This is a genomic window from Cellulomonas sp. P1_C4, from assembly GCF_056406355.1.
The window spans coordinates 40,961-64,229 of sequence record NZ_JBFUAI010000024.1 but is presented as its reverse complement, the minus strand read 5'-3'; the positions used below and the strand labels follow the sequence as shown (position 1 = coordinate 64,229).

The 23,269-nt window shown below is 72.0% G+C and carries 21 protein-coding genes and 2 pseudogenes; 15 read left to right on the top strand and 8 right to left on the bottom strand.

The window, feature by feature from the left end:
• Positions 1-101 precede the first annotated feature (101 nt).
• The 6 genes and pseudogenes from AC1DYZ_RS17840 (at position 102) to pstB (ending at position 6,116) form a co-directional block, all read left to right on the top strand.
• Positions 102-1,313 carry a sensor histidine kinase gene (locus AC1DYZ_RS17840; RefSeq protein ID WP_477066459.1) on the top strand — a complete coding sequence of 404 codons (1,212 nt, stop codon included), beginning with the start codon at positions 102-104 and terminating at the stop codon, positions 1,311-1,313.
• Positions 1,310-2,032: a response regulator gene (locus AC1DYZ_RS17835; RefSeq protein WP_477066458.1), complete on the top strand. Its 723-nt coding sequence runs from the start codon at positions 1,310-1,312 to the stop codon at positions 2,030-2,032. Before AC1DYZ_RS17840 ends, AC1DYZ_RS17835 begins: the two co-directional genes overlap by 4 nt.
• A gap of 166 nt (positions 2,033-2,198) precedes the next feature.
• Positions 2,199-3,188: pseudogene (locus tag AC1DYZ_RS17830) on the top strand (phosphate ABC transporter substrate-binding protein PstS); the annotation flags it as partial.
• Positions 3,189-3,372: 184 nt separating this feature from the next.
• Positions 3,373-4,359, top strand: coding sequence for a phosphate ABC transporter permease subunit PstC (gene pstC / locus AC1DYZ_RS17825; RefSeq protein WP_477066457.1), 987 nt, complete (start codon positions 3,373-3,375; stop codon positions 4,357-4,359).
• A gap of 2 nt (positions 4,360-4,361) precedes the next feature.
• Positions 4,362-5,315 carry a phosphate ABC transporter permease PstA gene (gene pstA / locus AC1DYZ_RS17820; RefSeq protein ID WP_456825411.1) on the top strand — a complete coding sequence of 318 codons (954 nt, stop codon included), beginning with the start codon at positions 4,362-4,364 and terminating at the stop codon, positions 5,313-5,315.
• A gap of 21 nt (positions 5,316-5,336) precedes the next feature.
• Positions 5,337-6,116 carry a phosphate ABC transporter ATP-binding protein PstB gene (gene pstB, locus AC1DYZ_RS17815; protein WP_456825410.1) on the top strand — a complete coding sequence of 260 codons (780 nt, stop codon included), beginning with the start codon at positions 5,337-5,339 and terminating at the stop codon, positions 6,114-6,116.
• 56 nt (positions 6,117-6,172) lie between these two features.
• Here pstB and AC1DYZ_RS17810 read toward each other — a convergent pair whose 3' ends face one another.
• Positions 6,173-6,676 (bottom strand): hypothetical protein, encoded by a 504-nt coding sequence (locus AC1DYZ_RS17810; RefSeq protein ID WP_477066456.1) that lies wholly within the window; start codon positions 6,674-6,676, stop codon positions 6,173-6,175.
• Between the two features lie 239 nt (positions 6,677-6,915).
• Here AC1DYZ_RS17810 and AC1DYZ_RS17805 point away from each other — a divergent pair, with 239 nt between their 5' ends.
• From AC1DYZ_RS17805 to AC1DYZ_RS17795, 3 genes and pseudogenes are all read left to right on the top strand, one after another.
• Positions 6,916-7,398, top strand: coding sequence for a CarD family transcriptional regulator (locus AC1DYZ_RS17805; protein ID WP_055916922.1), 483 nt, complete (start codon positions 6,916-6,918; stop codon positions 7,396-7,398).
• 13 nt (positions 7,399-7,411) lie between these two features.
• The gene (gene ispD, locus AC1DYZ_RS17800) at positions 7,412-8,167 is read left to right on the top strand and encodes a 2-C-methyl-D-erythritol 4-phosphate cytidylyltransferase (protein WP_477066455.1); all 756 of its coding nucleotides are present in this window, start codon (positions 7,412-7,414) and stop codon (positions 8,165-8,167) included.
• Positions 8,164-8,580: pseudogene (locus AC1DYZ_RS17795) on the top strand (2-C-methyl-D-erythritol 2,4-cyclodiphosphate synthase); the annotation flags it as partial. The gene ispD and the pseudogene AC1DYZ_RS17795, both read left to right, overlap by 4 nt.
• On the opposite strand, the gene AC1DYZ_RS17790 reads toward AC1DYZ_RS17795, so the two are convergent.
• Positions 8,505-9,545: an EamA family transporter gene (locus AC1DYZ_RS17790; RefSeq protein ID WP_477066454.1), complete on the bottom strand. Its 1,041-nt coding sequence runs from the start codon at positions 9,543-9,545 to the stop codon at positions 8,505-8,507. The pseudogene AC1DYZ_RS17795 and the gene AC1DYZ_RS17790 overlap by 76 nt on opposite strands.
• A gap of 72 nt (positions 9,546-9,617) precedes the next feature.
• Here AC1DYZ_RS17790 and AC1DYZ_RS17785 point away from each other — a divergent pair, with 72 nt between their 5' ends.
• Together AC1DYZ_RS17785 and AC1DYZ_RS17780 are read left to right on the top strand one after the other, a co-directional pair.
• A complete protein-coding gene (locus tag AC1DYZ_RS17785; RefSeq protein ID WP_477066453.1) occupies positions 9,618-10,511 on the top strand; it encodes a LysR family transcriptional regulator in 894 nt (297 codons plus the stop codon).
• Between the two features lie 138 nt (positions 10,512-10,649).
• Entirely contained in the window at positions 10,650-10,823 is a 174-nt protein-coding gene (locus tag AC1DYZ_RS17780; RefSeq protein WP_477066452.1) for a hypothetical protein, read from the top strand.
• Between the two features lie 4 nt (positions 10,824-10,827).
• On the opposite strand, the gene AC1DYZ_RS17775 is transcribed toward AC1DYZ_RS17780, so the two are convergent.
• The 5 genes from AC1DYZ_RS17775 to AC1DYZ_RS17755 all read right to left on the bottom strand — a co-directional run bounded on the left by AC1DYZ_RS17775 (position 10,828) and on the right by AC1DYZ_RS17755 (position 16,995).
• Positions 10,828-11,778: an NADP-dependent oxidoreductase gene (locus AC1DYZ_RS17775; RefSeq protein ID WP_477066451.1), complete on the bottom strand. Its 951-nt coding sequence runs from the start codon at positions 11,776-11,778 to the stop codon at positions 10,828-10,830.
• A 63-nt stretch (positions 11,779-11,841) separates the two neighbouring features.
• Positions 11,842-13,758, bottom strand: a complete 1,917-nt coding sequence (locus AC1DYZ_RS17770; RefSeq protein WP_477066450.1) for a glycoside hydrolase family 127 protein — start codon at positions 13,756-13,758, stop codon at positions 11,842-11,844.
• The gene (locus tag AC1DYZ_RS17765) at positions 13,755-14,654 is read right to left on the bottom strand and encodes a carbohydrate ABC transporter permease (RefSeq protein WP_477066449.1); all 900 of its coding nucleotides are present in this window, start codon (positions 14,652-14,654) and stop codon (positions 13,755-13,757) included. Before AC1DYZ_RS17765 ends, AC1DYZ_RS17770 begins: the two co-directional genes overlap by 4 nt.
• A gap of 10 nt (positions 14,655-14,664) precedes the next feature.
• Positions 14,665-15,582, bottom strand: a complete 918-nt coding sequence (locus AC1DYZ_RS17760; protein ID WP_477066448.1) for a carbohydrate ABC transporter permease — start codon at positions 15,580-15,582, stop codon at positions 14,665-14,667.
• A gap of 96 nt (positions 15,583-15,678) precedes the next feature.
• Positions 15,679-16,995: an ABC transporter substrate-binding protein gene (locus tag AC1DYZ_RS17755; RefSeq protein ID WP_477066447.1), complete on the bottom strand. Its 1,317-nt coding sequence runs from the start codon at positions 16,993-16,995 to the stop codon at positions 15,679-15,681.
• 312 nt (positions 16,996-17,307) lie between these two features.
• Here AC1DYZ_RS17755 and AC1DYZ_RS17750 point away from each other — a divergent pair, with 312 nt between their 5' ends.
• A complete protein-coding gene (locus AC1DYZ_RS17750; RefSeq protein WP_477066446.1) occupies positions 17,308-18,330 on the top strand; it encodes a LacI family DNA-binding transcriptional regulator in 1,023 nt (340 codons plus the stop codon).
• A gap of 144 nt (positions 18,331-18,474) precedes the next feature.
• Here AC1DYZ_RS17750 and AC1DYZ_RS17745 read toward each other — a convergent pair whose 3' ends face one another.
• Positions 18,475-19,827: a D-arabinono-1,4-lactone oxidase gene (locus AC1DYZ_RS17745; protein WP_477066445.1), complete on the bottom strand. Its 1,353-nt coding sequence runs from the start codon at positions 19,825-19,827 to the stop codon at positions 18,475-18,477.
• A 162-nt stretch (positions 19,828-19,989) separates the two neighbouring features.
• On the opposite strand from AC1DYZ_RS17745, the gene AC1DYZ_RS17740 reads away from it, so the two are divergent.
• The 3 genes from AC1DYZ_RS17740 to AC1DYZ_RS17730 are packed head-to-tail and all read left to right on the top strand — an operon-like array spanning position 19,990 to position 23,083.
• Complete coding sequence (locus tag AC1DYZ_RS17740) at positions 19,990-20,637, top strand: TetR/AcrR family transcriptional regulator (protein ID WP_477066444.1); 648 nt, start codon at positions 19,990-19,992, stop codon at positions 20,635-20,637.
• Complete coding sequence (locus AC1DYZ_RS17735; RefSeq protein ID WP_477066443.1) at positions 20,634-21,902, top strand: MFS transporter; 1,269 nt, start codon at positions 20,634-20,636, stop codon at positions 21,900-21,902. The genes AC1DYZ_RS17740 and AC1DYZ_RS17735 overlap by 4 nt, the downstream gene beginning before the upstream one ends.
• Positions 21,899-23,083 (top strand): alanine racemase, encoded by a 1,185-nt coding sequence (locus AC1DYZ_RS17730; protein ID WP_477066442.1) that lies wholly within the window; start codon positions 21,899-21,901, stop codon positions 23,081-23,083. The genes AC1DYZ_RS17735 and AC1DYZ_RS17730 overlap by 4 nt, the downstream gene beginning before the upstream one ends.
• Positions 23,084-23,269: the final 186 nt, after the last annotated feature.

Sequence of the window (23,269 nt, the reverse complement as noted above, 5' to 3'; positions counted from 1 at the left end):
GCCCTGCGTGGATGAACGGCCGGTGAACCCTCGCCGTCGGTGCGGTCAGCGACGACCGCATCGGCGTGTCGCACCCATCGGCGCGTCTTAGGGTGAGTGCCGTGGACGGGAACAGCGGGCTCATGCTGCTCATCGCCGGCGGGCTCGGCCTAGCCGTCGGCGTGTGGGCGACGCTCGCGTTCCGCTTCAGCGAGCGGGAGCAGCGCACCCTTCCTCCGATGGTCGCGCCGGAGCTCGACGAGGGGCTGGTCCGCACGCTCGCGGTGCTGCGCTCGGCGGCGGTGGTGCTCGACGACGCCGACCACGTGGTGCGGGCCAGCGCACCGGCCCACGCCCTGGGCATCGTGCGCGACGGGCGCATCGCCCCGGCGGCGATCCGGGACCTCATTGCCAACGTCCGGCGCGACGGTGTGATCCGCGACGAGGTGCTCGAGGTCCCGCGCGGCCCGGTGGGCCCGGGAGTGCTGCTGGTCCAGGTGCGCGTCGCGCAGGTCAGCGCGGAGCACCTGGTGGTGCTGGCGGAGGACCTCACGCAGGCGCGCCGCCTGGAGGCGATCCGGCGCGACTTCGTCGTCAACGTCTCGCACGAGCTCAAGACCCCGGTCGGCGCGCTCGCGCTGCTGGCCGAGACCGTCCAGGACGCGGCCGACGACCCCGAGGCCGTGCGCCGGTTCGCCGGCCGGATGCAGACCGAGGCGACGCGGTTGTCGGCGCTGGTGCACGAGATCATCGAGCTGTCCCGGCTGCAGGTCGCGGGCGCGCTCGGTCAGCTGGGCCTGGTCGACGTGGACCTGGTGCTGACGGAGGCGGTCGACCGCGCCCGCACCACGGCCGAGGCCAAGAAGGTCCGGCTCGACATCGGCGGGGTGCACGGCACCCGCGTGTTCGGCCAGCACGAGCTGCTGGTGACCGCGGTCCGCAACCTGCTGGACAACGCGGTGGCGTACTCGGGCGAGGCGTCGCACGTCGGCGTGGGGGTGCGCCTCGACGGCGACCTGATCGAGATCGCGGTGGTCGACGAGGGGATCGGCATCTCCGCCGCCGAGCAGGAGCGGGTGTTCGAGCGGTTCTACCGCGTGGACCCGGCCCGCTCGCGCGACACCGGCGGCACCGGCCTCGGCCTGTCCATCGTCAAGCACGTCGCGGCGGACCACGGCGGGGACGTGACCGTCTGGTCGCAGCCCGGCCGGGGGTCCACGTTCACGCTGCGCCTGCCGCGCGCGGAAGAACCCCAGCTGGGCGGCGTCAGGACCCTGTCGCCCGCCGACACCGCGGAGAACGAAGGAGCGCACGTGCGCCGGAGCGCGTCATGACCCGGATCCTGCTCGTCGAGGACGAGGAGTCCTATCGGGACCCGCTGACGTACCAGCTGGAGCGCGAGGGCTTCGATGTCGTCACGGCGGCCACGGGACCGGAGGCGCTGGAGAAGTTCGACGAGTTCGGGGCGGACCTGGTCCTCCTCGACCTCATGCTCCCCGGCCTGCCCGGCACGGAGGTCTGCCGCCGGCTGCGGCTGGTCAGCGACGTCCCGGTCATCATGCTCACGGCCAAGGACGACGAGATCGACAAGGTGGTCGGCCTCGAGCTGGGCGCCGACGACTACGTCACCAAGCCGTACTCGTCGCGCGAGCTGCTGGCCCGCGTCCGCGCCGTGCTGCGTCGGCGGGCGTCGGTCGTGGTCGCCTCCGGGGGGTCCGCGCCGCTCGACGACGGCGAGGACGACGAGCTGCTCGCGGCCGGCCCGGTCCGGATGGACGTCGAGCGGCACACCGTCCGGGTGCGCGACGAGCTGGTCGCGTTCCCGCTCAAGGAGTTCGAGCTGCTCGAGCTGCTGCTGCGCAACGCGGGCCGCGTGCTCACGCGTGGGCAGCTGATCGACCGCATCTGGGGCTCCGACTACGTGGGCGACACCAAGACCCTCGACGTCCACGTCAAGCGGGTCCGCGCCAAGATCGAGATCGACCCGGGCAACCCGACGCTGCTGCTCACGGTGCGCGGTCTGGGCTACAAGCTCACGGACGACGACGCGTAGCCGCATCCCCTCGGGCGCCCCGTACACCTCCAGGTGTGCGGGGCGTCGTGCTGTCGGGGGTCGGACACGCGTCCGACTCGTCGGCCACCGTTCACCTGGGGTTCACCCGATCCCGGGCGGCCGGTCACGTGCGGTTCCTACGGTCAGCATCGCCGCGCACACATTGGTGCGCACACGATCGACAGGACGGACCACAGTGAAGCTTCCCCTCCTCGGCCGCGTCGGCGCGGTTGCCCTCGTCGGCACCCTCGCGCTCACGCTGGCGGCTTGCGGATCGGACAACGCCACCGGCGACGCGCCTGCTGCCAGCGGCTCTGCCGCTCCGGAATCGACGCTGAGCGGCGCGCTGAACGGCGGCGGCTCCAGCGCGCAGGAGAAGGCCCAGCAGGCTTGGGTCGCCGGTTTCCAGACGGCGAACCCCGACGTCACCGTCAACTACACGACCACCGACTCGGGCGCGGGCCGCAAGGGCTTCCTCGACGCCTCGCTCGACTACGCCGGCTCGGACAGCGCGCTGAACGAGGAGGAGCTCGCCTCCGCCACGGACCGCTGCTACGGCGGCGCGGGCATCGACCTGCCGGTCTACGTCAGCCCGATCGCCGTGGCGTTCAACATCGACGGCGTCGACGAGCTCAACCTGAGCGCGGACGTGGTGGCGAAGATCTTCGCCGGCGCGATCACCTCGTGGGACGACGCGGCCATCACGGCGCTCAACCCGGACGCGAAGCTCTCCGGCCCGATCACGGTCGTGCACCGCTCCGACGACTCGGGCACCTCGAAGAACTTCCAGGACTACCTGTCCAAGACGGCGCCCGACGTGTGGACCTACGAGGTCACGAACACGTGGCCCGTGGCCGTCGGCCAGGGTGCCAACGGCACGTCCGGTGTCGTCCAGACGATCCAGTCCGCGCCCGGCACCATCGGCTACGCGGATGCGTCGGCCGTCGGTGACCTCGGCAAGGTCTCGCTCGGGGTGGGCACGGAGTTCGTCGCCCCGACGGCGGACGCCGCGGCCAAGACCGTGGACGTCTCCCCGCGGGACGACACGCGCGCCGACGGTGACATCGTCATCAAGGTCGACCGCACCACGACCGAGTCCGGCGCCTACCCGGCGATCCTCGTGTCGTACCTGGTCGTGTGCAACACCTACGACACCCAGGACAAGGTCGACCTGATCAAGGGCTACGCGACCTACGCCACCAGCGCGGACGGCCAGTCCAGCGCCGCGACGGCAGCGGGCTCCGCGCCGATCTCGGACGCGCTCCGCACGGACCCCCCCCCCCACGACGCACTTCGACTCCCTCGACAGGAGAGATCCGTTGGCCTCGCCTACGACAGCGATGACCCCGGCGCCCGCGCCGGCAGCTCCCCCACGGAAACGCCGCACCAAGGCGACCGACCGCGGCCTCGACCGCGGGTTCCGGTACCTGGCGGTGTGGTCCGGCATCGTCATCCTCGCCGTCCTCGCAGCTGTCGCCATCTTCCTGCTCATCGAGGCCATGCCGGCGCTCACCCACGGCGACCTCGCCTCGGTGGTCCCGTGGATCCCCGAGGGCGGCAACCTCTGGACCGTTGTCGGGCCGCTGGTCTTCGGCACGATCCTGGCCGCCATCGTCTCGCTGGTCATCGCGGTCCCGGTCGCCGTCGGCATCGCGCTGTTCATCTCGCACTACGCGCCGCGTCGGATGGCCTCGGTCCTCGGCTACGTCGTCGACCTGCTCGCCGCGATCCCGTCCGTCGTGTTCGGCCTGTGGGGCGTGCAGGTGCTCGCCCCCAAGGTCCAGCCGGTGTGGCAGTTCCTCGTGGACTACTTCGGCTGGATCCCGCTGTTCGCCGGCGACGACAACGGCAACGCCTCGAACCCGCCGCGCGTCCTCATGACGACGGCGATCGTGCTCGCCGTGATGATCCTGCCGATCATCACCGCGGTGAGTCGCGAGGTGTTCCTGCAGACGCCGCGCCTGCACGAGGAGGCCGCCCTGGCCCTCGGTGCCACGCGCTGGGAGCTCATCCGGATGGCCGTCCTGCCGTTCGGCCGCTCGGGTGTCACGTCCGCCGCGATGCTCGGCCTCGGGCGCGCGCTCGGCGAGACCATGGCCGTCCTCATGATCCTGTCGCCCGGACTGCTCTACTCGTTCAAGCTGCTCGTCGCGAGCCAGCAGCAGACGATCGCCGCGAACATCGCGGCCCGGTTCAACGACGCGAACGACATCGGCCGCTCGACGCTCATCGCGACCGGTCTGGCGTTGTTCGTCATCACGCTGCTCGTCAATCTGGCTGCCCGCGCCATCATCGCGCGGCGCAAGGAATTCTCGGGGGCGAACTGACGATGGCCATCACCGACACCCTCTCCCCGGACACCGCCGAGCTGAAGCGCCTGCTCGGGCAGGTCGACCCCCGGCGCCGCCGCACGGACCGCATCATGCGGGTGCTCATCTGGGGCGCCTTCGTCCTCGCGATGATCCCGCTGGTCTCGCTCGTGTGGAGCGTCATCGCCAACGGCATCGGGCGGTTCGACCTCTACTTCCTGACGCACTCGATGCGCAACGTGTACGGCGGCATGGACGCCGGCGGCGTCTACCACGCGCTGCTCGGCACGATCCTCATCACCGGCCTGGCGACGCTGATCTCGGTGCCGATCGGCATCCTGACCGCGGTCTACCTCGTCGAGTACGGATCCGGCCACCTGGCGCGGTCCGTCACGTTCCTCGTCGACGTCATGACCGGCATCCCGTCGATCGTCGCCGGTCTGTTCGCCTTCGCGCTGTTCTACCTCGTCGTCGGTCCGGGCGCGACGAGCGGGGTGGTGGGCGCGGTCGCCCTCTCGGTGCTCATGATCCCCGTGGTCATCCGCTCCACCGAGGAGATGCTGCGGCTGGTGCCCAACGAGCTGCGCGAGGCGTCGTTCGCGCTGGGCGTGCCGAAGTGGCTCACGATCATCCGGATCGTGCTGCGCACCGCCGTCGCGGGCATCACGACGGGCGTCATGATCGCCATCGCCCGCGTCATCGGCGAGACGGCCCCGCTGCTCATCACCGTGGGTGCGACCGACTCGATCAACAACAACGTGTTCGAAGGCAACATGATGACGCTGCCGGTGTACGTGTACCGCCAGTACGCGGCGGGTCTTGTGCCCTGCGCCCCCGGCGACGACGCTTGCATCTCGACGATCAACTATGACCGGGCATGGAGCGCAGCCCTCGTGCTCATCCTGGTCGTCATGCTGCTCAACCTCGTGGCGCGCGGCGTGAGCCGCTGGTTCGCGCCCAAGACCCGGGCCTGAGCCCCCACAAGGAGATCCACCATGGCACAGCGCATTGACGTCAAGGACCTCAACATCTTCTACGGCGACTTCAAGGCGGTCGCCGACATCGGGATGTCGGTCGAGCCCCGGTCCGTGACCGCGTTCATCGGTCCGTCGGGCTGCGGCAAGTCGACCTTCCTGCGCACCCTCAACCGGATGCACGAGGTGATCCCGGGGGCGTACGTCCAGGGCTCGGTCGCGATGGACGGCATCGACATGTATGGCTCCGACGTCGACCCGGTCGCGGTCCGTCGGCAGGTCGGCATGGTCTTCCAGCGCCCCAACCCGTTCCCCACGATGTCGATCGCGGAGAACGTGCTGGCCGGCATCAAGCTGAACAACAAGCGCATCTCCAAGTCCGACGCCGCGGAGGTCGTGGAGACGTCCCTGCGCAGCGCGAACCTGTGGAACGAGGTCAAGGACCGGCTGAACCGCCCGGGCTCCGGCCTCTCGGGTGGCCAGCAGCAGCGCCTCTGCATCGCCCGCGCGATCGCGGTCAAGCCGCAGGTGCTCCTCATGGACGAGCCGTGCTCGGCCCTGGACCCGATCTCGACCCTGGCGATCGAGGACCTCATCGCCGAGCTGAAGTCGGACTACACGATCGTCATCGTCACGCACAACATGCAGCAGGCCGCCCGCGTCTCGGACCGGACCGCCTTCTTCAACCTGGCGGCGACCGGTCAGCCGGGCCGGCTGGTCGAGATCGACGAGACGTCGACGATCTTCTCCTCGCCGCGCGAGCAGGCCACGGAGGACTACATCTCGGGCCGCTTCGGCTGAGTCGGGACACGAGAGAGGGGCCGTCCGGATCTTCGGACGGCCCCTCTCTCGTGCGTTCAGCTGGAGGGCGTCGGCACCGAGGTCGCGTACTCGGGCAGCGAGCCGTCGAGCACGGGCAGGTCGGCCGTGACGGAGCCGTCCTCGGGCGTCGAGAACGTCACCTTGAGCACCGCGCCCGGGGGGACGTCGACCGACTCGAAGACGACGCTCGCCTGCCCGTCCTCGGGAGCGTCGCCGCCGCCGAGCAGCACGGTCTCCTTCGGGCCGAGCTCGACGTCGGTCGAGTCGTCGCCCGCGGAGACGGTGACAGTGCGGGGCTCGGTGCCCTCGTTGACGAGGCCGCCGAGCAGGTTGCCGGGCTCGCCCTTCGCCTCGGAGACGACCAGCAGGTTGCTGCCGCGCACGTCGCCCAGCTCCACCCGGATCCCGTCGGACGGGCCGTACGGGTCCGCCGTGGTGATCCGGTTGGTGGTGGAGCAGCCGGCGAGCGCGAGGCCGAGGACGGCGACGCCGGTGGCGAGGGCGGTCGCCCGGAGAGTGCGGGGGCGGGGCGAGGTCACGATGACTCCTCGGGGCGTCGGGGCGCTGCGGGCTGGTCGGCGGGTACTCCGTCGGGGGCAAGCCTAGCCGCCGTGAGGGCCTGTGCCCTGCGTGCCGGACGCCTGACCGGCTCGTCGGCCGGCAGGGCACGGTGACCGCCGCTGACCCGCCGCTGACCTGCGCCGATGGCCGCAAACACGCGGAAAATGGGCACTTTGGGCGTGATAAGATACCCCTCTGCGAAAGGGGACACCTGCAGATGACTTTCACTGTTGGGGAGACCGTTGTCTACCCGCACCACGGTGCGGCATTGATCGAAGAGATCAAGACCAGAACCATCCGCGGAGAGGACAAGCTCTACCTCAAGCTCAAGGTCGCTCAGGGAGACCTCACCATCGAGGTCCCGGCTGAGAACGTCGACCTGGTGGGCGTGCGCGACGTCGTGGGTCAGGAAGGTCTCGACAAGGTGTTCGAGGTTCTCCGCGCGCCGTACACCGAGGAGCCGACCAACTGGTCGCGTCGCTACAAGGCGAACCTCGAGAAGCTCGCATCGGGCGACGTCATCAAAGTGGCCGAGGTCGTCCGTGACCTCTCCCGCCGGGACGCCGACCGCGGCCTGTCGGCGGGCGAGAAGCGCATGCTCGCCAAGGCCCGCCAGATCCTCGTCTCGGAGCTCGCACTCGCCGAGCACACCGAAGAGGAGAAGGCCGAAGCGATCCTCGACGAGGTTCTCGCGTCCTGACGCCACCGACCCGGTGAGCGTCGCTGCAGTCCTGACTGCCGCCGGGAGCGGCAGCAGGCTCGGTCATTCCCTCCCGAAGGCCCTCGTGCCTCTGGGAGGTCAGTCGCTCGTCGCGCACGCCGCCGGCAACCTGCTGGCGGCACGCGCGGCGGGCGACGAGCGCGTCCGGGTGCTGGTGGTGACCGCGCCCGCGTTCCACCTCGACGCGATCCACGGCGAGCTGTCGGCTCTTGCCGACGAGCGCGACGCGGTCGCGGTGCTGGTCGTCGCCGGTGGCGCGACCCGGCAGGCCTCGGTCGCGGCCGGTCTCGCGGCCCTGGTCGCCGACCCTCGCGGTGCGGACGTCGACGTCGTGCTCGTGCACGACGCGGCCCGACCGCTCGCGCCCCCGTCGCTCGTCGCGCGCGTGATCGACGCCGTGCGCGACGGCCACCCCGCCGTGGTCCCGGGTGTTCCCGTGACCGACACGATCAAGCGCGTCGCCCCGCACCGGGGAGTCGCGGTCGAGCCCGTGCTCGAGACGGTTCCCCGGACCGAGCTGCGTGCCATCCAGACGCCCCAGGGGTTCGACCGCGACCTGCTGCTGCGCGCGCACGCGCAGGGCGCGGTGGACGCCCACGACGAGGCCCTGGCGGCCTCCGACGACGCCGGCCTGGTCGAGCGGCTGGGCGAGCCCGTCTGGGTGGTGGCCGGCGACGAGCGGGCCGCCAAGATCACCACCGCCCGGGACCTCGCGGTCGCCGCGCTGCCGACGGAGGTCGACGAGTGAGCCCGCTGCCCCGCACCGGGATCGGCGTCGACGTGCACGCGTACGACCCGGAGCCCGCGCCGGGCGCCGTCCTGCACCTCGCGGGCCTGGCGTGGCCGGGGGAGCGGCCGTTGGCCGGGCACTCCGACGCCGACGTCGCCGCGCACGCCGCAGCCGACGCGCTGCTGGCGGCCGCGGGGCTGGGCGACCTCGGGTCGAACTTCGGCACGTCGGAGCCGCAGTGGGCCGGCGCCGCGGGCGCCACGCTGCTGGCCGAGGCCGCCCGGCGGGTCCGTGCCGCCGGCTTCGACATCGGCAACGTGGCGGTCCAGGTGATCGGGAACCGGCCGAAGATCGGTCAGCGGCGGGCGGAGGCGGAGGCGGCCCTCTCGGATGCCGTGGGTGCCCCCGTGAGCGTCTCGGCGACCACCACCGACGGGCTCGGGCTCACCGGACGCGGCGAGGGCGTCGCGGCGATCGCCAYGGCACTGGTCGCCGCCGGCTGAGTCCCGCGCAGGCGCCCTCGCGTGCTGCCCAGGAGCACGCCGGCGACCACCAGCGCGCCCCAGGCGAGCTCGGCGGCCGACGTGCGCTCCCGCAGCAGCAGCCACGAGGCGCCGATGCCGACCACCGGCACCAGCATCGAGAACGGCGCCACGGTGCTCGACGGGTGCCGGCCCATGAGCGTGGTCCACAGCCCCGAGCCGACGAGGGTCGCGACGACGACCGTGAACAGCAGCCCGCCGATCGCGAGCAGCCCCTGCGCGCTGCCGAGGTCCTGGAACGAGGCGGTGATGCGGGCGGGTCCCTCGACCGCCAGGGACAGCGCCAGCATGGGCAGCGGCGGCACGACGGACATCCAGAGCATCAGCCGGAACGGCTCGCCGGGCTGCGCCTGGACCGCGCGGCGGTTGCCCAGGTTCCCGACCGCCCAGCCGAGCCCGCCGCACAGCGTGAGCAGGACCGGGACCAGCGTCGCGCCGCCCGCCAGACCGGCCCGGTGCGCCGCGATCCCGCCGAGACCGGCGACCGCGAGCAGGATCCCCGCACCCTGCCTGGCCGTGATCCGCTCGCGCAGGAACACCCCCGCCAGCACGACGGTGAACGGCGCCGACGACTGCAGGACCAGCGACGCGAGACCCGTCGGCATCCCGGAGGACATCGCGAGGTAGAGGAACACGAACTGCAGCACCCCGAAGCCGAACCCGTACAGCACGATCCAGCGCCACGGTGCGGTCGGCCGGGGGACCAGCAGGAGCGTCGGGACCGCGATGAGCGCGAAGCGGACGGCCACGAGGAAGAACGGCGGGAACTGCTGCAGCGACAGGTGGATCGCGGGGAAGTTGAGCCCCCAGCAGACGGCGACGAGTGCGGCGAGCAGGCGGTCGCGGGCGGGCATGGTCTGAGCATGCGGCCGGACGTCCGTGCAGCACCAGCGAAAGAATCTGGTGTGACGATGTAGCGTCGCTGCATGGATCCTCGCGCGCTCGAGACTCTCCGCGCGGTGGGCTCGCAGGGCGGCATCACGGCCGCGGCGGCCGTGCGGCACCTGACGCCGTCGGCCGTCTCCCAGCAGGTGGCCCAGCTGCAGCGCGAGGTCGGCGTACCGCTGACCGAGCGCGTCGGGCGGGGGCTGCGGCTCACCCCGGCGGGCGACGCGCTGGCCGCCGCGGCCGTGGACGTCGCGGTCGCGCTCGAACGGGCGCGGGCCGCGTGCGACGAGTTCCTCGCGCGGCCCCAGGGCGTCGTGCGGGTGTCCGCGTTCCAGAGCGGCGCGCAGCTGCTGCTGCCGGCGCTGCTCACGCGCGTGGCGGCCATCGGCGGCATCACGCTCGAGTGCACCGACGAGGACGTCGCGCAGGACGACTTCGTCGCGCTCACCGACCGGATGGACGTGGTCGTCGCGCACCGACCGGACGGCGGGGTCGGCTGGGCGGGTGGTGACGCCGTCCGCGTGGTGCCGCTGCTGCGCGAGCCGCTCGACGTCGCGGTCCCGCTCGACCACCCGCTGGCCGACCGGACGGACGTGCGCCCCGGGGACCTGCGGGACCTGCCGTGGATCGCGGTGCGCGAGGGGTTCCCCGTGGCGACCGTGCTGGGCGCGGTGGCCGGCAACCCGCAGATCGTGCACCGGGTCAACGACTTCCACGTGGTCGAGGCGCTCGTCGCCGCGGGGCACGGGGTGTCGCTGCTGCCCCGCTACACGTTCGGTGGCGGTGCCCACGTCCGGCTGGTGCCGCTGGCGGGCGTGCGCGCGGGCAGGCGGATCGACGCGCTGCTGCGACGGGACCGCGCCGAGCGACTGGTGGTCCGGCGGGTGCTCGACGAGCTGCGCGCGCTCGCGGCGGATATCGGTACTACCTGATACCGACGAGCCCGCTCCGGCGTGTGGTCGCAGGTCAGCGGCATGTCCGATATCTGGGCTGGCGTCCGGTTGCCGCGGGCAGGTACCGTCCCCGGCGTGACACAGTCGTCGGAGGCACCCACCGAGAGGCTCCCGGTCGTGAGAGCGCTCCAGCACCCCCCGTTGCCCCACCGCGAGAACGGGGTCCAGGCGGTCCGGATGCGGGTCCGCGTTCCCCTGGAGGTCCTCGAGGCGACCAGCGCGGGGCTGCGCGGTCTGGACGAGCATCACCGCCGCGAGATCACGGAGACGCCCCCGCCGCTGCCCTTCTGACGGGCTACGGGATGAGCACCAGCTTGCCCGCGGAGTGCCCCGCCTGACCGTCCCGGTGCGCCTGGGCCACCTCCGACAGGGGATAGGTCTGCGCCACCCGGACGTCCAGGGAGCCGTCCGACGCCAGCTCGGCCAGCTGCGCGCGGGCCGCCTCGCGGATCGCGGTCCCCGGGTCCGCGCCCGGCCCGCCCCCGAGCGCCTTGATCCCCAGGTCGCCTGCGCGGCGGAACCCGGCGATCGTGGCGACCCGCTGCCGGTCCGCCACCAGCGCCACGGAGGTGTCGAGCGCCTCGTCGGTGCCCACGGTGTCGATGGCGACGGTGACCGGCCCCGTCGACTGGACGGCATCGGCGATCCGGTCGAGCAGGCCCTCGCCGTAGGCCACCGGGACGGCGCCGAGGCTGCGCAGGTCGTCGTGGTGCCAGGTGGACGCCGTCGCGATGACCCGCGCCCCCCGCAGCACGGCGAGCTGGACCACCATGCGGCCCACGCCCCCTGAGCCGCCGTGCACCAGCACGACGTCGTCGTCGTGGGTGCCCGTCGCGCTGAGGGTGTGCACCGCGGTGGTGCCGGTGAGCAGCAGGCCGGACGCGGCTGGCCAGTCGAGGTTCGACGGCCGGCGGACGGTCACCTGCTCCGAGACGACGATGCGGTCCGCGTAGCCGCCCTTCACCCGCCACGCGATCACCTCGTCGCCGGGGGCCAGCCACCGCACGGACGGCCCGACGGCGCTCACGACGCCGGACACCTCGTAGCCCAGCCGGATCGGCAGCTTGGCGGGATCCGCGCCGTCGCGGGCGGCGTAGCCCTTCCAGTCGGTCGGGTTGACCCCGGCCGCCCGCACCTCGATCAGCACGTTGCCCGGGCCCGGCTCACCCGGATCGACATCGATCAGGTGGAGAACTTCCGGTCCGCCGTAGGCGCTCGCGACGACAGCCCTGCTGGTGAGTGTCACCGGCACACTCTGCACCTGCCGCCGGGGGCAAGACCAGAGCGCGGCCGCCCCCGGGCGGTGCGTTCACCCCTTAGGGATCCACACCCGCATCGTCGACGGGCCCCTGTTTGCCCAGTCGTGGTACGGGATCAGGGGCACGGAGGCGGTGCGCTCGACCGGTCGCTCGCTGGCCGACCCGTACGGCCAGGCGTCGCCGACGACGCCGCCGGAGACCAGCGTCGCGAGCACCTGCCCGTCGACCTCACGCAGCCCGGCGTCCAGGTCGAGCCGCAGGTCGCCGACGTCCCCGCCCGCGTCGACGGACTCGACGCAGAGGACCTCGGGCCCGCGCTCCACGACCACGCAGCCGCGGACCGCGTCGATGCGCGGGTCGGCGCTCGACACGCGCGCCGCCACCGGCAGACGCAGCTCGACCACGTCGCCCGCAGCGAAGGCCCGGTGCACGTCCACCGTCCCGGTCGGAGCGGGCTGCTCGCCGTCCGGGGTCACCAGGGTGGCGCCCTGCGCCCAGGCGGGCACGCGCAGGCTCAGCGTCCACGGGCGGTCCTCGGTGGTCGCCACCGTCACCCGGACGACGCCGTCGCGCGGGTAGGCGGTCTCCACGTCGAGCTCGATGCGGCGGCCGTCGGGCAGCGCCGTGCGGATGCGCGCCGGCGCGTACTGGTGCAGCTGCAGCCCGTCGTCGTCCGTGGTCGCGACGTAGGCCGCCAGGCTGGCCAGGGTGCGGGCGACATTGGGCGGGCAGCAGGACACGGCGAACCACGGCGCACGCAGCGACGACGAGGCGCGGGGGCTCGCGACGTCCGTCGGCGGGACGGTGCCCGGCACGCGCTGGTGCAGCGTGTTCGTGTAGTAGAACGCGGTCCCCTCGGCCGAGGGTGAGGTGGCGACGACGTTGTAGAGCGTGCGCTCGACCAGGTCGGCGTACCGCGGCAGGCCCTGCGCGAGCAGCAGCCGCCAGGAGAACATCACCGAGCCGATGCCGGCGCACGTCTCCGAGTAGGCGCGGTCGGGCGGCAGCTCGTAGTCGTCGCCGAACGACTCGCCCTCGTGGTGCGACCCCTGCCCGCCCGTGACGTAGGTGCGGCGCGCGACCGTGGTCTCCCACTGGGAGGTCAGGGCGGCGAGCAGCTCGGTGTCGTCGTTCTCCACCGCCACGTCGACCGCGCCGGCCGCCAGGTAGTTGGCCCGGACCGCGTGCCCGCGCAGCACCGTCGCCTTCCGGACCGGCACGTCGTCCTGGAAGTACTCGCGGCCCAGGTCGATGTCGGCCAGGGTCCCGGTGCCGCGGCGCTCGACGAACAGCGCGGCCTGGTCGACGTACGCCTGCTCGCCGGTCAGGCGGCCCAGCTCGGCGAGCGCCGGCTCGATCTCCGGGTGCCCGCAGACCGAGGCGATGCCGTCCGGGCCGAACGTGGCGACCACGTGGTCGGCGGCGCGCCGGGCCACCGCGAGCAGGCCGTCGTCGGCGTCGGGACGCGTCCGTGCCCGGGCGACCGCCGCCTGGAACAGGTGGCCGTAGCAGTACAGCTCGTGGCCCCACTCGAGGTCGGAGTACCGCGGGCGCTGACCGGGCCGACCGAAGTTCGTGTTGAGGTAGCCGTCCGGCTCCTGCGCGGCGGCGATCCGGGCGACCAGCGCGCGGAAGCGGGCCTCCAGCGCGGCCTCCCCGGTACGGCCGATCTCCCAGGCCATGGCCTCGAGCAGCTTGTAGACCTCCGAGTCGGAGAACTCCCGGCCGCTGTGCTTGTCCGGGTGCCCGGACAGGGTGCCGTCCGCGGCCGCGTCGAAGTTGCCGATCCAGCCCTCGCGCTCCATCCAGTGCTCGATGTGCGCGAGGCTCGCGGCGCCGTTGACGGCCTGCCGGTCGGCCCAGAATCCGCCGGTGATCTGCACCTCGTCGAGGCCGAGGGGGCGCAGCGCACCGCGCGTGGGGGCGACGGGAGTGGCAGTCGTCGAGGTGCTGTTGTTCATCGTCATCCCTTGAGCGCACCCGACATGAAGCCGCGCACGTAGTGTCGTTGGAGCAGGAGGAAAAGGACGATGCAGGGGACGGCGAGGACGACCACGCCGGCCTCGGTGGCGCCGTAGTCGACGACCCCCTGCACCTGGACCCGCAGGTTCGCGACCGCGAGCGGCAGCGTCAGCTTGTTCGAGTCGTTGATGAGGATCAGCGGCGCGAAGAAGTCGTTCCACGCCGCGAGGAAGGCGAACAGGCCGACCGTGATGAGCCCCGGCTTGACGGCGGGCAGCAGCACCCGCCACAGCGCCGAGAACGTCGAGCAGCCGTCGACCATGGCGGCCTCGTCCAGCTCACGGGGGATCGACTCGAACGAGATCCGCATCATGAACGTCGAGAACGGCAGCTGGAACATGGTGAGCACGAGCGCGACGCCGACCAGCGAGTTCTGCAGGCCGATCGTGTTGAGCAGCACGTACAGGGGGATCAGCAGCGTCGCGTACGGGACCATGAGGATGGCCAGCGTGAGCATGAAGAGCGCGTTGCGGCCCGGGAAGCGGAATCGTGCGAACGCGTACCCACCCAGCGTCGAGATGGCGAGCGTGAGCACGACGCACAGCCCGGAGACGAACACGGAGTTGGCGAGGTACTGCCAGATGCCCGCCTGGTAGTGCGCGAGCGTGACGTAGTTGCCGAAGCCCCAGCCGTCGACCTGCCCGGTGCCCGGGTGCGGGGAGACCGACGAGAACGCGGTCCACACCAGCGGGAACAGGAAGATCACGGCGATGGCGCCGGAGAACACCCAGAAGGGGGTGCGCAGGGCCAGGCCACCGATGGTCGTCGGGGGTGCGGTCCTCTTGACGGGCTCGAGCGGGAGCTCGGCGTCGGGGTGGTTGCGTACTCCTGCGATGGTCATCGTCGGCCCCTCAGCTCTCGTCCGAGCCGCGGAAGGCGCGCAGCTGGACGACGTTGATGACCACGAGCGCGGCCAGCACGATGACGGAGAGCGCCGCGGCCACGCCGAGGTCGTTCTGGCCCTGGAACGCCACCGAGTAGATGAGCTGCACCACGGTGATGGTGCTGTTGTCGGGGCCACCCTTGGTGAGGATGTAGAACTGCTCGAACGCCAGCAGCGAGCCCGTGACGCACAGGATCGTGGTCAGCGCGAGCGTGGGCTTCAGCAGCGGGATCGTGATCCGGCTGAACGTGTTCCACCGGTTGGCGCCGTCCATCCGGGCGGCTTCGTAGATGTCGCTGGGGATCGCCTGCAGGCCAACCAGCATGAGCAGCATGTAGAAGCCTGCGTACCGCCACACGATGAGGAACAGGGTCGACGCCAGCGCCGCGTTGGGCGTGCCGAGGAAGCTCCAGCCCATGCGCTCCATGAACGGCGCCAGCGGGCCGGCCAGGGGCGAGTACAGGACGTAGAAGAGCAGCGACGCCGACGCGAGGCCCAGGGCGCTGGGCACCAGGAACGACGTGCGCAGGAACCCCTTCCAGCGCGTGGACTCCTGCACCAGCAGCGCGAGCCCCAGGCCCAGCGCGATGAGCAGGATGGTCGCCAGGACCGTGTACTTCAGGGTGAACAGCACCGAGTCGACGAAGAACCGGTTCTGCACGGCGTTGGTGTAGTTGTCGGGGAAGTTGATCCCCTGGTCGCCCGTCAGCAGCGGCCACTTCGAGGCGCTCATCCGGAAGACGAGGCCGAGCGGGACGACGAACAGGACGAGGACGAACAGCGCGGTGGGGGATGCGTAGGCCCAGCCGCGCAGGCGGGCGCCGTTCTTGCGGCGCCGGGTGGGCGGGGTCGCCGCCCGGGGTGGGGTGGCCGTCTGGACGGTCATGGGGAAGGCCTCTCGTGTGGAGCCGGGGGCGTGCCGGCCCGGCCGGTGGGTGTCGTCGTGCCCTACGACACCCACCGACCGAGCGGGTCGAGCGGACTACTGACCGAGGACCGCAGTGATCTCGTCGTTGTCCGCGTCGACCGAGCTGCCGTCGCCCAGCACCGCGTTGCGCACCAGCGTCAGCCACGGGCTGCTCGGCGCGTTGAACGCCTGCTGGAAGTTGAGCGCGACGGGGGTGTCGCCCTTGCCGGCCACCTCGTTGATCGTGATGAGGCGCGGGTCCTGGGAGGAGTACTGGTTGTCCGCCAGGTCGCTGCGCGACACGACGTCGTTGTCCTTCGCCAGCACGCCCACCTGGGCGTCCTCGGACATCATCCAGGAGAGGAAGTTCCACGCCTGGGCGGCGTTCTTCGAGTCCTTCGAGACGCCGATGCCGTCGCCGCCGACGAACGTCGACCCGCCACCCTTCGGTCCCGGGATCCCGGCCACGCCGACGTCGAAGCCCGTGGTGGAGGAGAGCAGCGTCGCCGGGTACAACATCTGGCCGACCTTGCCCTCGGTGAAGCCCGCGGTCCACGTGGGGCCCGCCTCGTCCTTGGAGGACGGGAGCACGGCGCCCGAGTCCCACATGTCCTTCCAGTCGGAGTAGATCTCCTTGGCCGTGTCGCTGTTGAGCAGCGACTCCGTGCCGTCCTCGTTCATGACCTGCTCGCCGTCGGCCCAGACCGACGGGAACCAGGTGAACACCAGGCAGCCGCCGCAGTTGAGGCCCGTCGCCGTGCCGTAGGTGTCCGGCTTGTTCAGGGCCTGGATCGCCTTGGCATTGGCGACGTACTCGGTCATGTTGGCCGGCGGGGTCTCGGGGTCGAGGCCCGCCTCCTTGTAGAGGTCCTTGTTCCAGAACAGCATCGACAGGTCGAGGACGAACGGCAGCACGTGCTCCTTGCCGTCCTGGGTGCCGGCGGTGAGGTGGCCCTTGTTGATCGCGTCCTTGTACGGCAGCGCGTCGATCTGCGCGGTGAGGTCCTGGAACAGGCCCTGCTTCACCCAGTTCGGGACGTAGACGATGTCCGCCGCGAACAGGTCGGGCAGCCCGTCCGAGCCCGCTGCGGCGCCGACCTTGGCGACGTAGTCGTCGTTGGGGACGACGGTCAGCTCGACCTGGTTCTTGTGCGAGTCGTTGTACGCCGCGACCAGCAGCTTGGCCTGCTTCTCCAGCGGGGCGCGGGTCCACAGGGTGAGCTTGGTGCCGTCGTCGGTGCCGTCGGTGCCGGCCGTGACGTCAGCCGTGCTGCCGCCCGTGCTGGTGTCGTCCTTGGCGCTGGTGCATGCCGCGAGGCCGACCAGCAGGCCTGCCGTCACGACCCCGGCGGCCAGGCGGGTGCCTGCCGACCGGGTGCGGGTGATCCTCATGGGGCTCTCCTCGTGCTCTTCGTCGAGCGGGTGCCGCCGTCGGCACCCCGGGGGTCATGGGGCGAAACCCTTATCGGTTGGCGAGTAGCGGTAGCGCTGAGCGGACGCGTTCTCGTTGGCCGCGCAGAGCCTGGACGTGCGCGTCTGTGCGAACTCGACGAGACGCCGGGCGTTCCGAAACTCACCGAAAAGGTTTTCTGAAGATAGTTCGGGGATGGGTAGCGCGTCAACGGGTGCGGGCGGTTACAGTTCGATCACGAACCGCGACACCGGAGCCGCCGCACGCCGAGTCGCACGCAGGGAGGGACGCCCGTGGCACGCACCGAGCCCGCTCGCGCTGTGACGCTCACCGACGTCGCGCGCCTTGCCGGCGTCTCCGTCGCCACGGCGTCCAAGGCGCTCAACGGGCGGGACCAGGTCAAGGACACCACCCGGCAGCGCGTGATCGAGGCCGCGGACCGGCTCTCGTTCAGCCCCAACCCGCTCGCCCGCGGCCTGCTCGCCGGCCGGACCGGCACCGTCGGCCTGCTCACCAGCGACCTCGAGGGCCGGTTCGTCATCCCCATCCTCATGGGCGCCGAGGACGCGTTCGGGGCGGGCCAGGTCAACGTGTTCCTCTGCGACGCGCGCGGCGACACGATCCGCGAGCAGTACCACCTGCGAGCACTGCTGAGCCGGCGCGTCGACGGGCTCATCGTCGTGGGCCGGCAGACCGACCCGCGCCCGTCCCTCGGGCACGACATCCCCGTGCCGGTCGTCTACGCGTACGCGCCGTCCGACGACGCCTCGGACCTGTCCATCACGCCCGACAACGTCACCGCCGGCCGCATCGCCGTCGAGCACCTGGTCGCGTGCGGTCGCACCCGCATCGCCCACATCACCGGCGAGCACGCATACGCGGCGGCCCGCGACCGCGCGGAAGGGGTCGCAGCGGGCCTGAAGGCGGCCGGCCTCGAGCTCGTCGGGGACGTCATGTACAGCGACTGGTCCGAGCGGTGGGGACGAGACGCCGCGGCGATGCTGCTCGCCCGGCACCCGGACGTCGACGCCGTGCTCTGCGGCTCCGACCAGATCGCCCGCGGCGCGCTGGACACGGCGCGCGACCTGGACCGCTCCGTCCCCGGCGACCTGGCGGTCATGGGGTTCGACAACTGGGAGGTGCTGACCACCAACGCCCGCCCGGAGCTGACCAGCATCGACGCCAACCTGCAGCAGCTCGGGCGCACGGCCGCGCAGCGGGTCTTCGCCGCCCTGGACGGCGTCGACATCGGGTCGGGCACGGAGTACGTGGCCGGGCGCCTGGTGATCCGCGGGTCGACGGTCGCACGGCGCTAGGTCACTTGGTCTACCCGCGCGAAGCTACGCCGCTGGGTTGGACACCCGCGCGAAGCTACGCCGCTGGTTGGACACCCGCGCGAAGCTACGCCGCTGGTTGGACACCCGCGCGAAGCCACGCCGCTGGTTGGACACCCGCGCGAGCTACGCCGCGCGGCGCTCCCCGGGGCCCAGCAGCCGGTCGAGGTACGAGTTGCTGAACACGCCCTCGGGGTCGGCCTGCGCGCGGACGCGCTGGGCGTCGGCGAAGCGCGGGTAGAGCGCACCGAGCTGCTCGGCCTCGAGCCAGTGCATCTTGCCCCAGTGCGGTCGGCCGCCCACCTGCGCGACGATGCGCTCGACGGCGGTGAAGTAGCGCGCGTACGGCAGCCGGACGTACTGGTGCACGGCGACGTAGGCGGTGTCCCGACCGTACGCCGTCGAGAGCCACAGGTCATCGGCGGCCGCGAACCGGATCTCGACCGGGAACGGCACGCGCTCGCCGGTCGACTCGATCCAGGTGTCGATCTCGCGCAGCACCTCGCGCAGGCGGTCGCGCGGGACGGCGTACTCCATCTCGCGGAACTTCACCCGGCGCGGCGAGACGAAGACCTCGGCGGAGGGCGCCGTGTAGCGGCGCGAGCTCAGCGCCCGGGCGGCGAGCCCGTTGATGGTGGCGGTGGTCGAGGGCATCAGGGTGGCGACGCCGTTGGTGAACGAGAAGACGGCGTTGGACAGCAGCTCGTCATCGACCCACCCGCGGACCGGGTGCAGCGGCCGCACGACGTCGTCGGCCACCCGGTTGTTGCGCTTGGTCAGCGCCCGGCGCGTGTGCGGGAACCAGTAGAACTCGAAGTGGTCGTTGCCCTCGACGAGCCCGTCCGGGCCGTCGAGCTGCTCGAGCACGGCATCCAGGGCCCAGGGCTCCTCGCGGGCCTCGAGGCGGTAGGCCGGCACAACCTCGAGCGTGACTGCGGCGAGCACGCCGACGCTGCCGAGGCCCAGTCGTGCGAGCTCGAACAGCTCGGGCTGCTGCGTGGGGGACGTCTCCACGACGGCACCCGACGCGGTCACCAGGCGTGCGCCGACGACCTGCGTGGCCAGCCCGCCGAGCCGGGCGCCCGTGCCGTGCGTGCCGGTCGAGATCGCGCCGGCGATCGACTGCTTGTCGATGTCACCGAGGTTGCGCATGGCCAGGCCGCGCTCGGCCAGCCCGGCGTTGAGGGCGTGGAGCTTGATCCCGGCCCCGACCGTGACGTGCGTCGTGCCGTCGGCCTGGGGGGCGACACGCTCGAACGCGTCCAGCGCGTCGAGCCGCAGGTGAACCCCGTCGGTGACCGCCACGGGGGTGAAACTGTGGCCGCCGCCCACTGCGCGGACACGCAGTCCGTCGGCCGCCCCCTTTCGCACAGTTGCGATCAGTTCGTCCAGGTCGCGGGGGTGCAGCACGCGCTGCGGCGTCGCGCTCGCGGTGCGTGCCCAGTTCTGCCAGGCGCCGGCTGCCGGCAGTGATCCCATAGAACAGAGGGTCTTACTGGTCATCTGTCCAAGTCAAGTGCGCCAAGTCCTTGACTATCGTGACTATCGATATTGAACTGTGCTCTAGGGGGACGCGTCGGCCTTGCCCACCCGGTTGTTTGCCGTACTGGAGGGGCCGTCGCACGAGGGAGGGGACCCTTCATGAACCGCTTGCCTGTGGCCGAGAGGCGCGAGCAGCTGATCGAGGCTGCGCTCGCCGTCGCGAGCCGCGACGGCATCGACGCTGCCACCGTGCGCGCCGTCGCCGCGGAGGCGGGTGTGTCGCTGGGGGTCGTGCACTACTGCTTCCAGGACAAGGACGAGCTGCTGCGCGCGATGGCCCACGCCATCACGTCGGCCAACCTCGAGCGCAGCCTCGGCGAGATCCCCCAGGACGCGGCGGACACCGAGGGCGTCATCGAGAGCGTCATCGACGCCCTCTGGGCCGGCATCAAGGAGTCGCGCGGTCCCCAGCTGCTGTCCTACGAGCTGACCACGTCCTCGCTGCGGCACCCCGAGCTGAACCAGGTCGCCATCGAGCAGTATCGCGGCCAGTGGGCCGCGGCCGAGCAGGTGCTGGACCTGGTCGAGCGGTCTGCCCACGTCGGGTGGTCGGTGCCGCGCGGCACGCTCGCCCGGTCGGTCGTCGCGGTCATCGACGGCTTCTCGCTCGCCTGGCTGGTGGACGGCGACTCCGAGACTGCCCGCACGGGTCTGCAGGGCTTCGGCAGGTTCCTCGCCACCATGGCCGTCCCGGCCGCGCTCGCGCCGGACGACGAGCTCGCGCCTGCACCGACGACGTCCGCGTGAGCGGGACCGCGACACCGGCGCCGGTGGCGCCCGTCTCGGCCGTCGCGAGGCGTGCCCGCGTCGCCGGCTCCCTGGGGTTCGCCGCCCAGGGCTTCGTCTTCGCGATGATCCTCACGAGCCTCGACTCGTTCAAGGACCGCTACGGCATCGACGACCTCGCCATCTCGGCGGTCATCCTCGGCGTCTGCGTCATGGCCGGCGTGGGCACGCTCATCGCCGACCGGATCGCGCGCACCCCCGGGGGTAGCCGGGCTGTCCTCGGCACCGGGCTCGTGGTGGTCGCGTCTGCCGTGGTCCTCGTGGCCGTCGCGCCCACGTTCGCCCTGCTGTGCTGCGGCTTCGCTGTCTACGGCGTGGGGCTCGGCATGGTCGACGCGGGCACCAACATGCAGGCGGTGGCCGTCCAGGGCGTCTACGGCAAGTCGCTGCTCACCAGCTTCTACGCCTCGTGGTCGGTCGGCGGGATCGTCGGCACGGTCCTGATCGCCGTCTCCACCGGCCGCGTCCCCACGGAGCCCGTCGCGCTCACACTGCTGCTCGGCACGGTCGTCGCCGCCCTGACCTCGGTCGTCGTGTGGCGCGGTTCCTGGCGCGAGAGGGTCGCCACCGCCGACGAGGTCGCCATCGCCGATGAGGTCGCCACGCCCGTCGAGCCGCGCATCGACCCCGTCAAGCCCGTGATCCCGTGGGCTCCGCTGCTGCTCCTCGGCCTCGGCGTCGTCGCGTACTACGTCAACGACCAGGCGATCTCGACGTGGAGCCCGATCTTCATGCACGAGGTGCTGGACACCGCCGGGACCATCACCAAGCTCGGGTACGCCGCCTATCTGGCCATGACCCTGGTCTCGCGCCTCGCCGGCGACCCCTGCGTCCGCCGCTGGGGCCGGGCGGCCGTGGTCCGCGTCGCGGCGCTCGTCGGTGCCGCCGGGCTGCTGCTGGTCATCACCAGCCGGGCGCCCGAGCAGGCCGTGCTCGGCTTCGCGGTCGCTGGAGCGGGCCTCGGCCTGATCGCGCCGCTGTGCTTCTCGGCCGCCGGGGAGCTGGCGCCCGGGCACGCGGACGCGGTCGTCGCCCGCCTGAACGGCTTCAACTACGTGGGTGCGGTCCTCGGCGGCGTGTTCGTCGGCGTGATCGGCAGCCAGTCCAACCTCCGCTGGGGCTTCGCGGTGCCGGCGGTGCTCGCGATCGCCGTCGCGGTCTTCGCCGGCCGCTTCGGCGTCGTGAAGCACGACGGTGCCCCCCTGACCGCAGGAGCAGATGCATGAGCCTGACCCTCGGCGATCGCCTCGACGAGGCGACGCACGGCCTTCCCGCGCCGCTCGCCGTCGTGGACCTCGACGCCGTCGACGCCAACGCCGCCGACCTCGTGCGGCGCGCCGCCGGCACCCCGATCCGCGTGGCCAGCAAGTCCGTCCGCGTGCGGCACGTGCTCGACCGGGTGCTCGCGCAACCCGGGTTCGCCGGCGTCATGGGCTACTCGCTGCGCGAGGCGCTCTGGCTCGTCGGGCAGGGTGTCGACGACGTCCTGCTGGGCTACCCGACCGTCGACACCGGTGCCCTCGACTCCCTGGCGGCCGACCCCGTCGCCGCCGCGGCCGTCACGCTGATGGTCGACGACGTCGCGCAGGTCGAGCTCGCCGCCCGTGCCGCGCAGGCCCACGGCGCCACGCTGCGCCTGTGCATCGACGTCGACGCCTCGCTCAAGGTGCGGTTCGGTCCGATCGCCGCGCACCTGGGCGTGCGGCGCTCACCCGTGCACTCCGCGTCCGACGCCGGGGCGCTCGCCACCTTCATCGCCGCGCGGTCCGGGGTCGACGTCGTCGGCGTCATGTTCTACGAGGCCCAGGTGGCCGGCCTGCCCGACTCGTCGCCCGCCGTCCGCGCCGTGAAGCGCCTGTCGATCTCGGACCTCGCCACCCGACGCGCCGCGGTCGTCGCCGCCGTCGAGGCCGCCGCCGGCCACCCCCTGACGCTGGTGAACTCGGGTGGCTCCGGCTCCGTGGAGTCCAGCGCCGCCGATCCCGTCGTCACCGAGGTCACGGCCGGGTCGGGCCTGTTCGTGCCCACGCTCTTCGACGCCTATCGCTCGTTCACCCCCCGGCCCGCCGCGTTCTTCGGGCTCGACGTCGTCCGGATCCCMGGTCCGGGGTTCGCCACCGCGTTCGGCGGCGGGTACATCGCCTCCGGCCCCGCGAAGAAGTCCCGGCAGCCGCGACCCGTCTGGCCCGCCGGGCTGGCGCTGACCAGCCGCGAGGGTGCCGGCGAGGTGCAGACGCCGATGCGGCTCTCGGGCGACGCCGACCTGCGCGTCGGCGACCGGGTCTGGTTCCGGCACGCCAAGTCCGGCGAGGTCATGGAGCGCTTCGAGCAGGTCCACCTGGTGCGCGGCACGATCATCGAGGCCACCGTCCCCACGTACCGCGGCGAGCACCGCACCTTCGGCTGACCCACCGCTCCGGCAGTTCGGGTGCGGTGACGGATCGCTGACGTCCGAACACATGGGGGCTCTGGCGCGCACTTCTTCGGACGTTGCGCGGCAGGATCGGTAGCGTCCGAACACATGGGGGCTCTGGCGCGCATCTGCTCGGACGTTGTCGGGGGTCGCGGGGGGTCGGCAGTGTGAAAGGCGGGA

Bases quoted from the DNA above. Each gene is read 5' to 3' on its own strand.
- AC1DYZ_RS17770 (WP_477066450.1), bottom strand. From the start codon at position 13,758: ATGACGATGAACAACAGCACCTCGACGACTGCCACTCCCGTCGCCCCC.
- AC1DYZ_RS17740 (WP_477066444.1), top strand. From the start codon at position 19,990: ATGAACCGCTTGCCTGTGGCCGAGAGGCGCGAGCAGCTGATCGAGGCT.
- AC1DYZ_RS17745 (WP_477066445.1), bottom strand. From the start codon at position 19,827: ATGGGATCACTGCCGGCAGCCGGCGCCTGGCAGAACTGGGCACGCACC.
- pstA (WP_456825411.1), top strand. From the start codon at position 4,362: ATGGCCATCACCGACACCCTCTCCCCGGACACCGCCGAGCTGAAGCGC.
- pstB (WP_456825410.1), top strand. From the start codon at position 5,337: ATGGCACAGCGCATTGACGTCAAGGACCTCAACATCTTCTACGGCGAC.
- AC1DYZ_RS17805 (WP_055916922.1), top strand. From the start codon at position 6,916: ATGACTTTCACTGTTGGGGAGACCGTTGTCTACCCGCACCACGGTGCG.
- AC1DYZ_RS17835 (WP_477066458.1), top strand. From the start codon at position 1,310: ATGACCCGGATCCTGCTCGTCGAGGACGAGGAGTCCTATCGGGACCCG.
- AC1DYZ_RS17765 (WP_477066449.1), bottom strand. From the start codon at position 14,654: ATGACCATCGCAGGAGTACGCAACCACCCCGACGCCGAGCTCCCGCTC.
- AC1DYZ_RS17755 (WP_477066447.1), bottom strand. From the start codon at position 16,995: ATGAGGATCACCCGCACCCGGTCGGCAGGCACCCGCCTGGCCGCCGGG.
- AC1DYZ_RS17760 (WP_477066448.1), bottom strand. From the start codon at position 15,582: ATGACCGTCCAGACGGCCACCCCACCCCGGGCGGCGACCCCGCCCACC.
- AC1DYZ_RS17785 (WP_477066453.1), top strand. From the start codon at position 9,618: ATGGATCCTCGCGCGCTCGAGACTCTCCGCGCGGTGGGCTCGCAGGGC.
- pstC (WP_477066457.1), top strand. From the start codon at position 3,373: ATGACCCCGGCGCCCGCGCCGGCAGCTCCCCCACGGAAACGCCGCACC.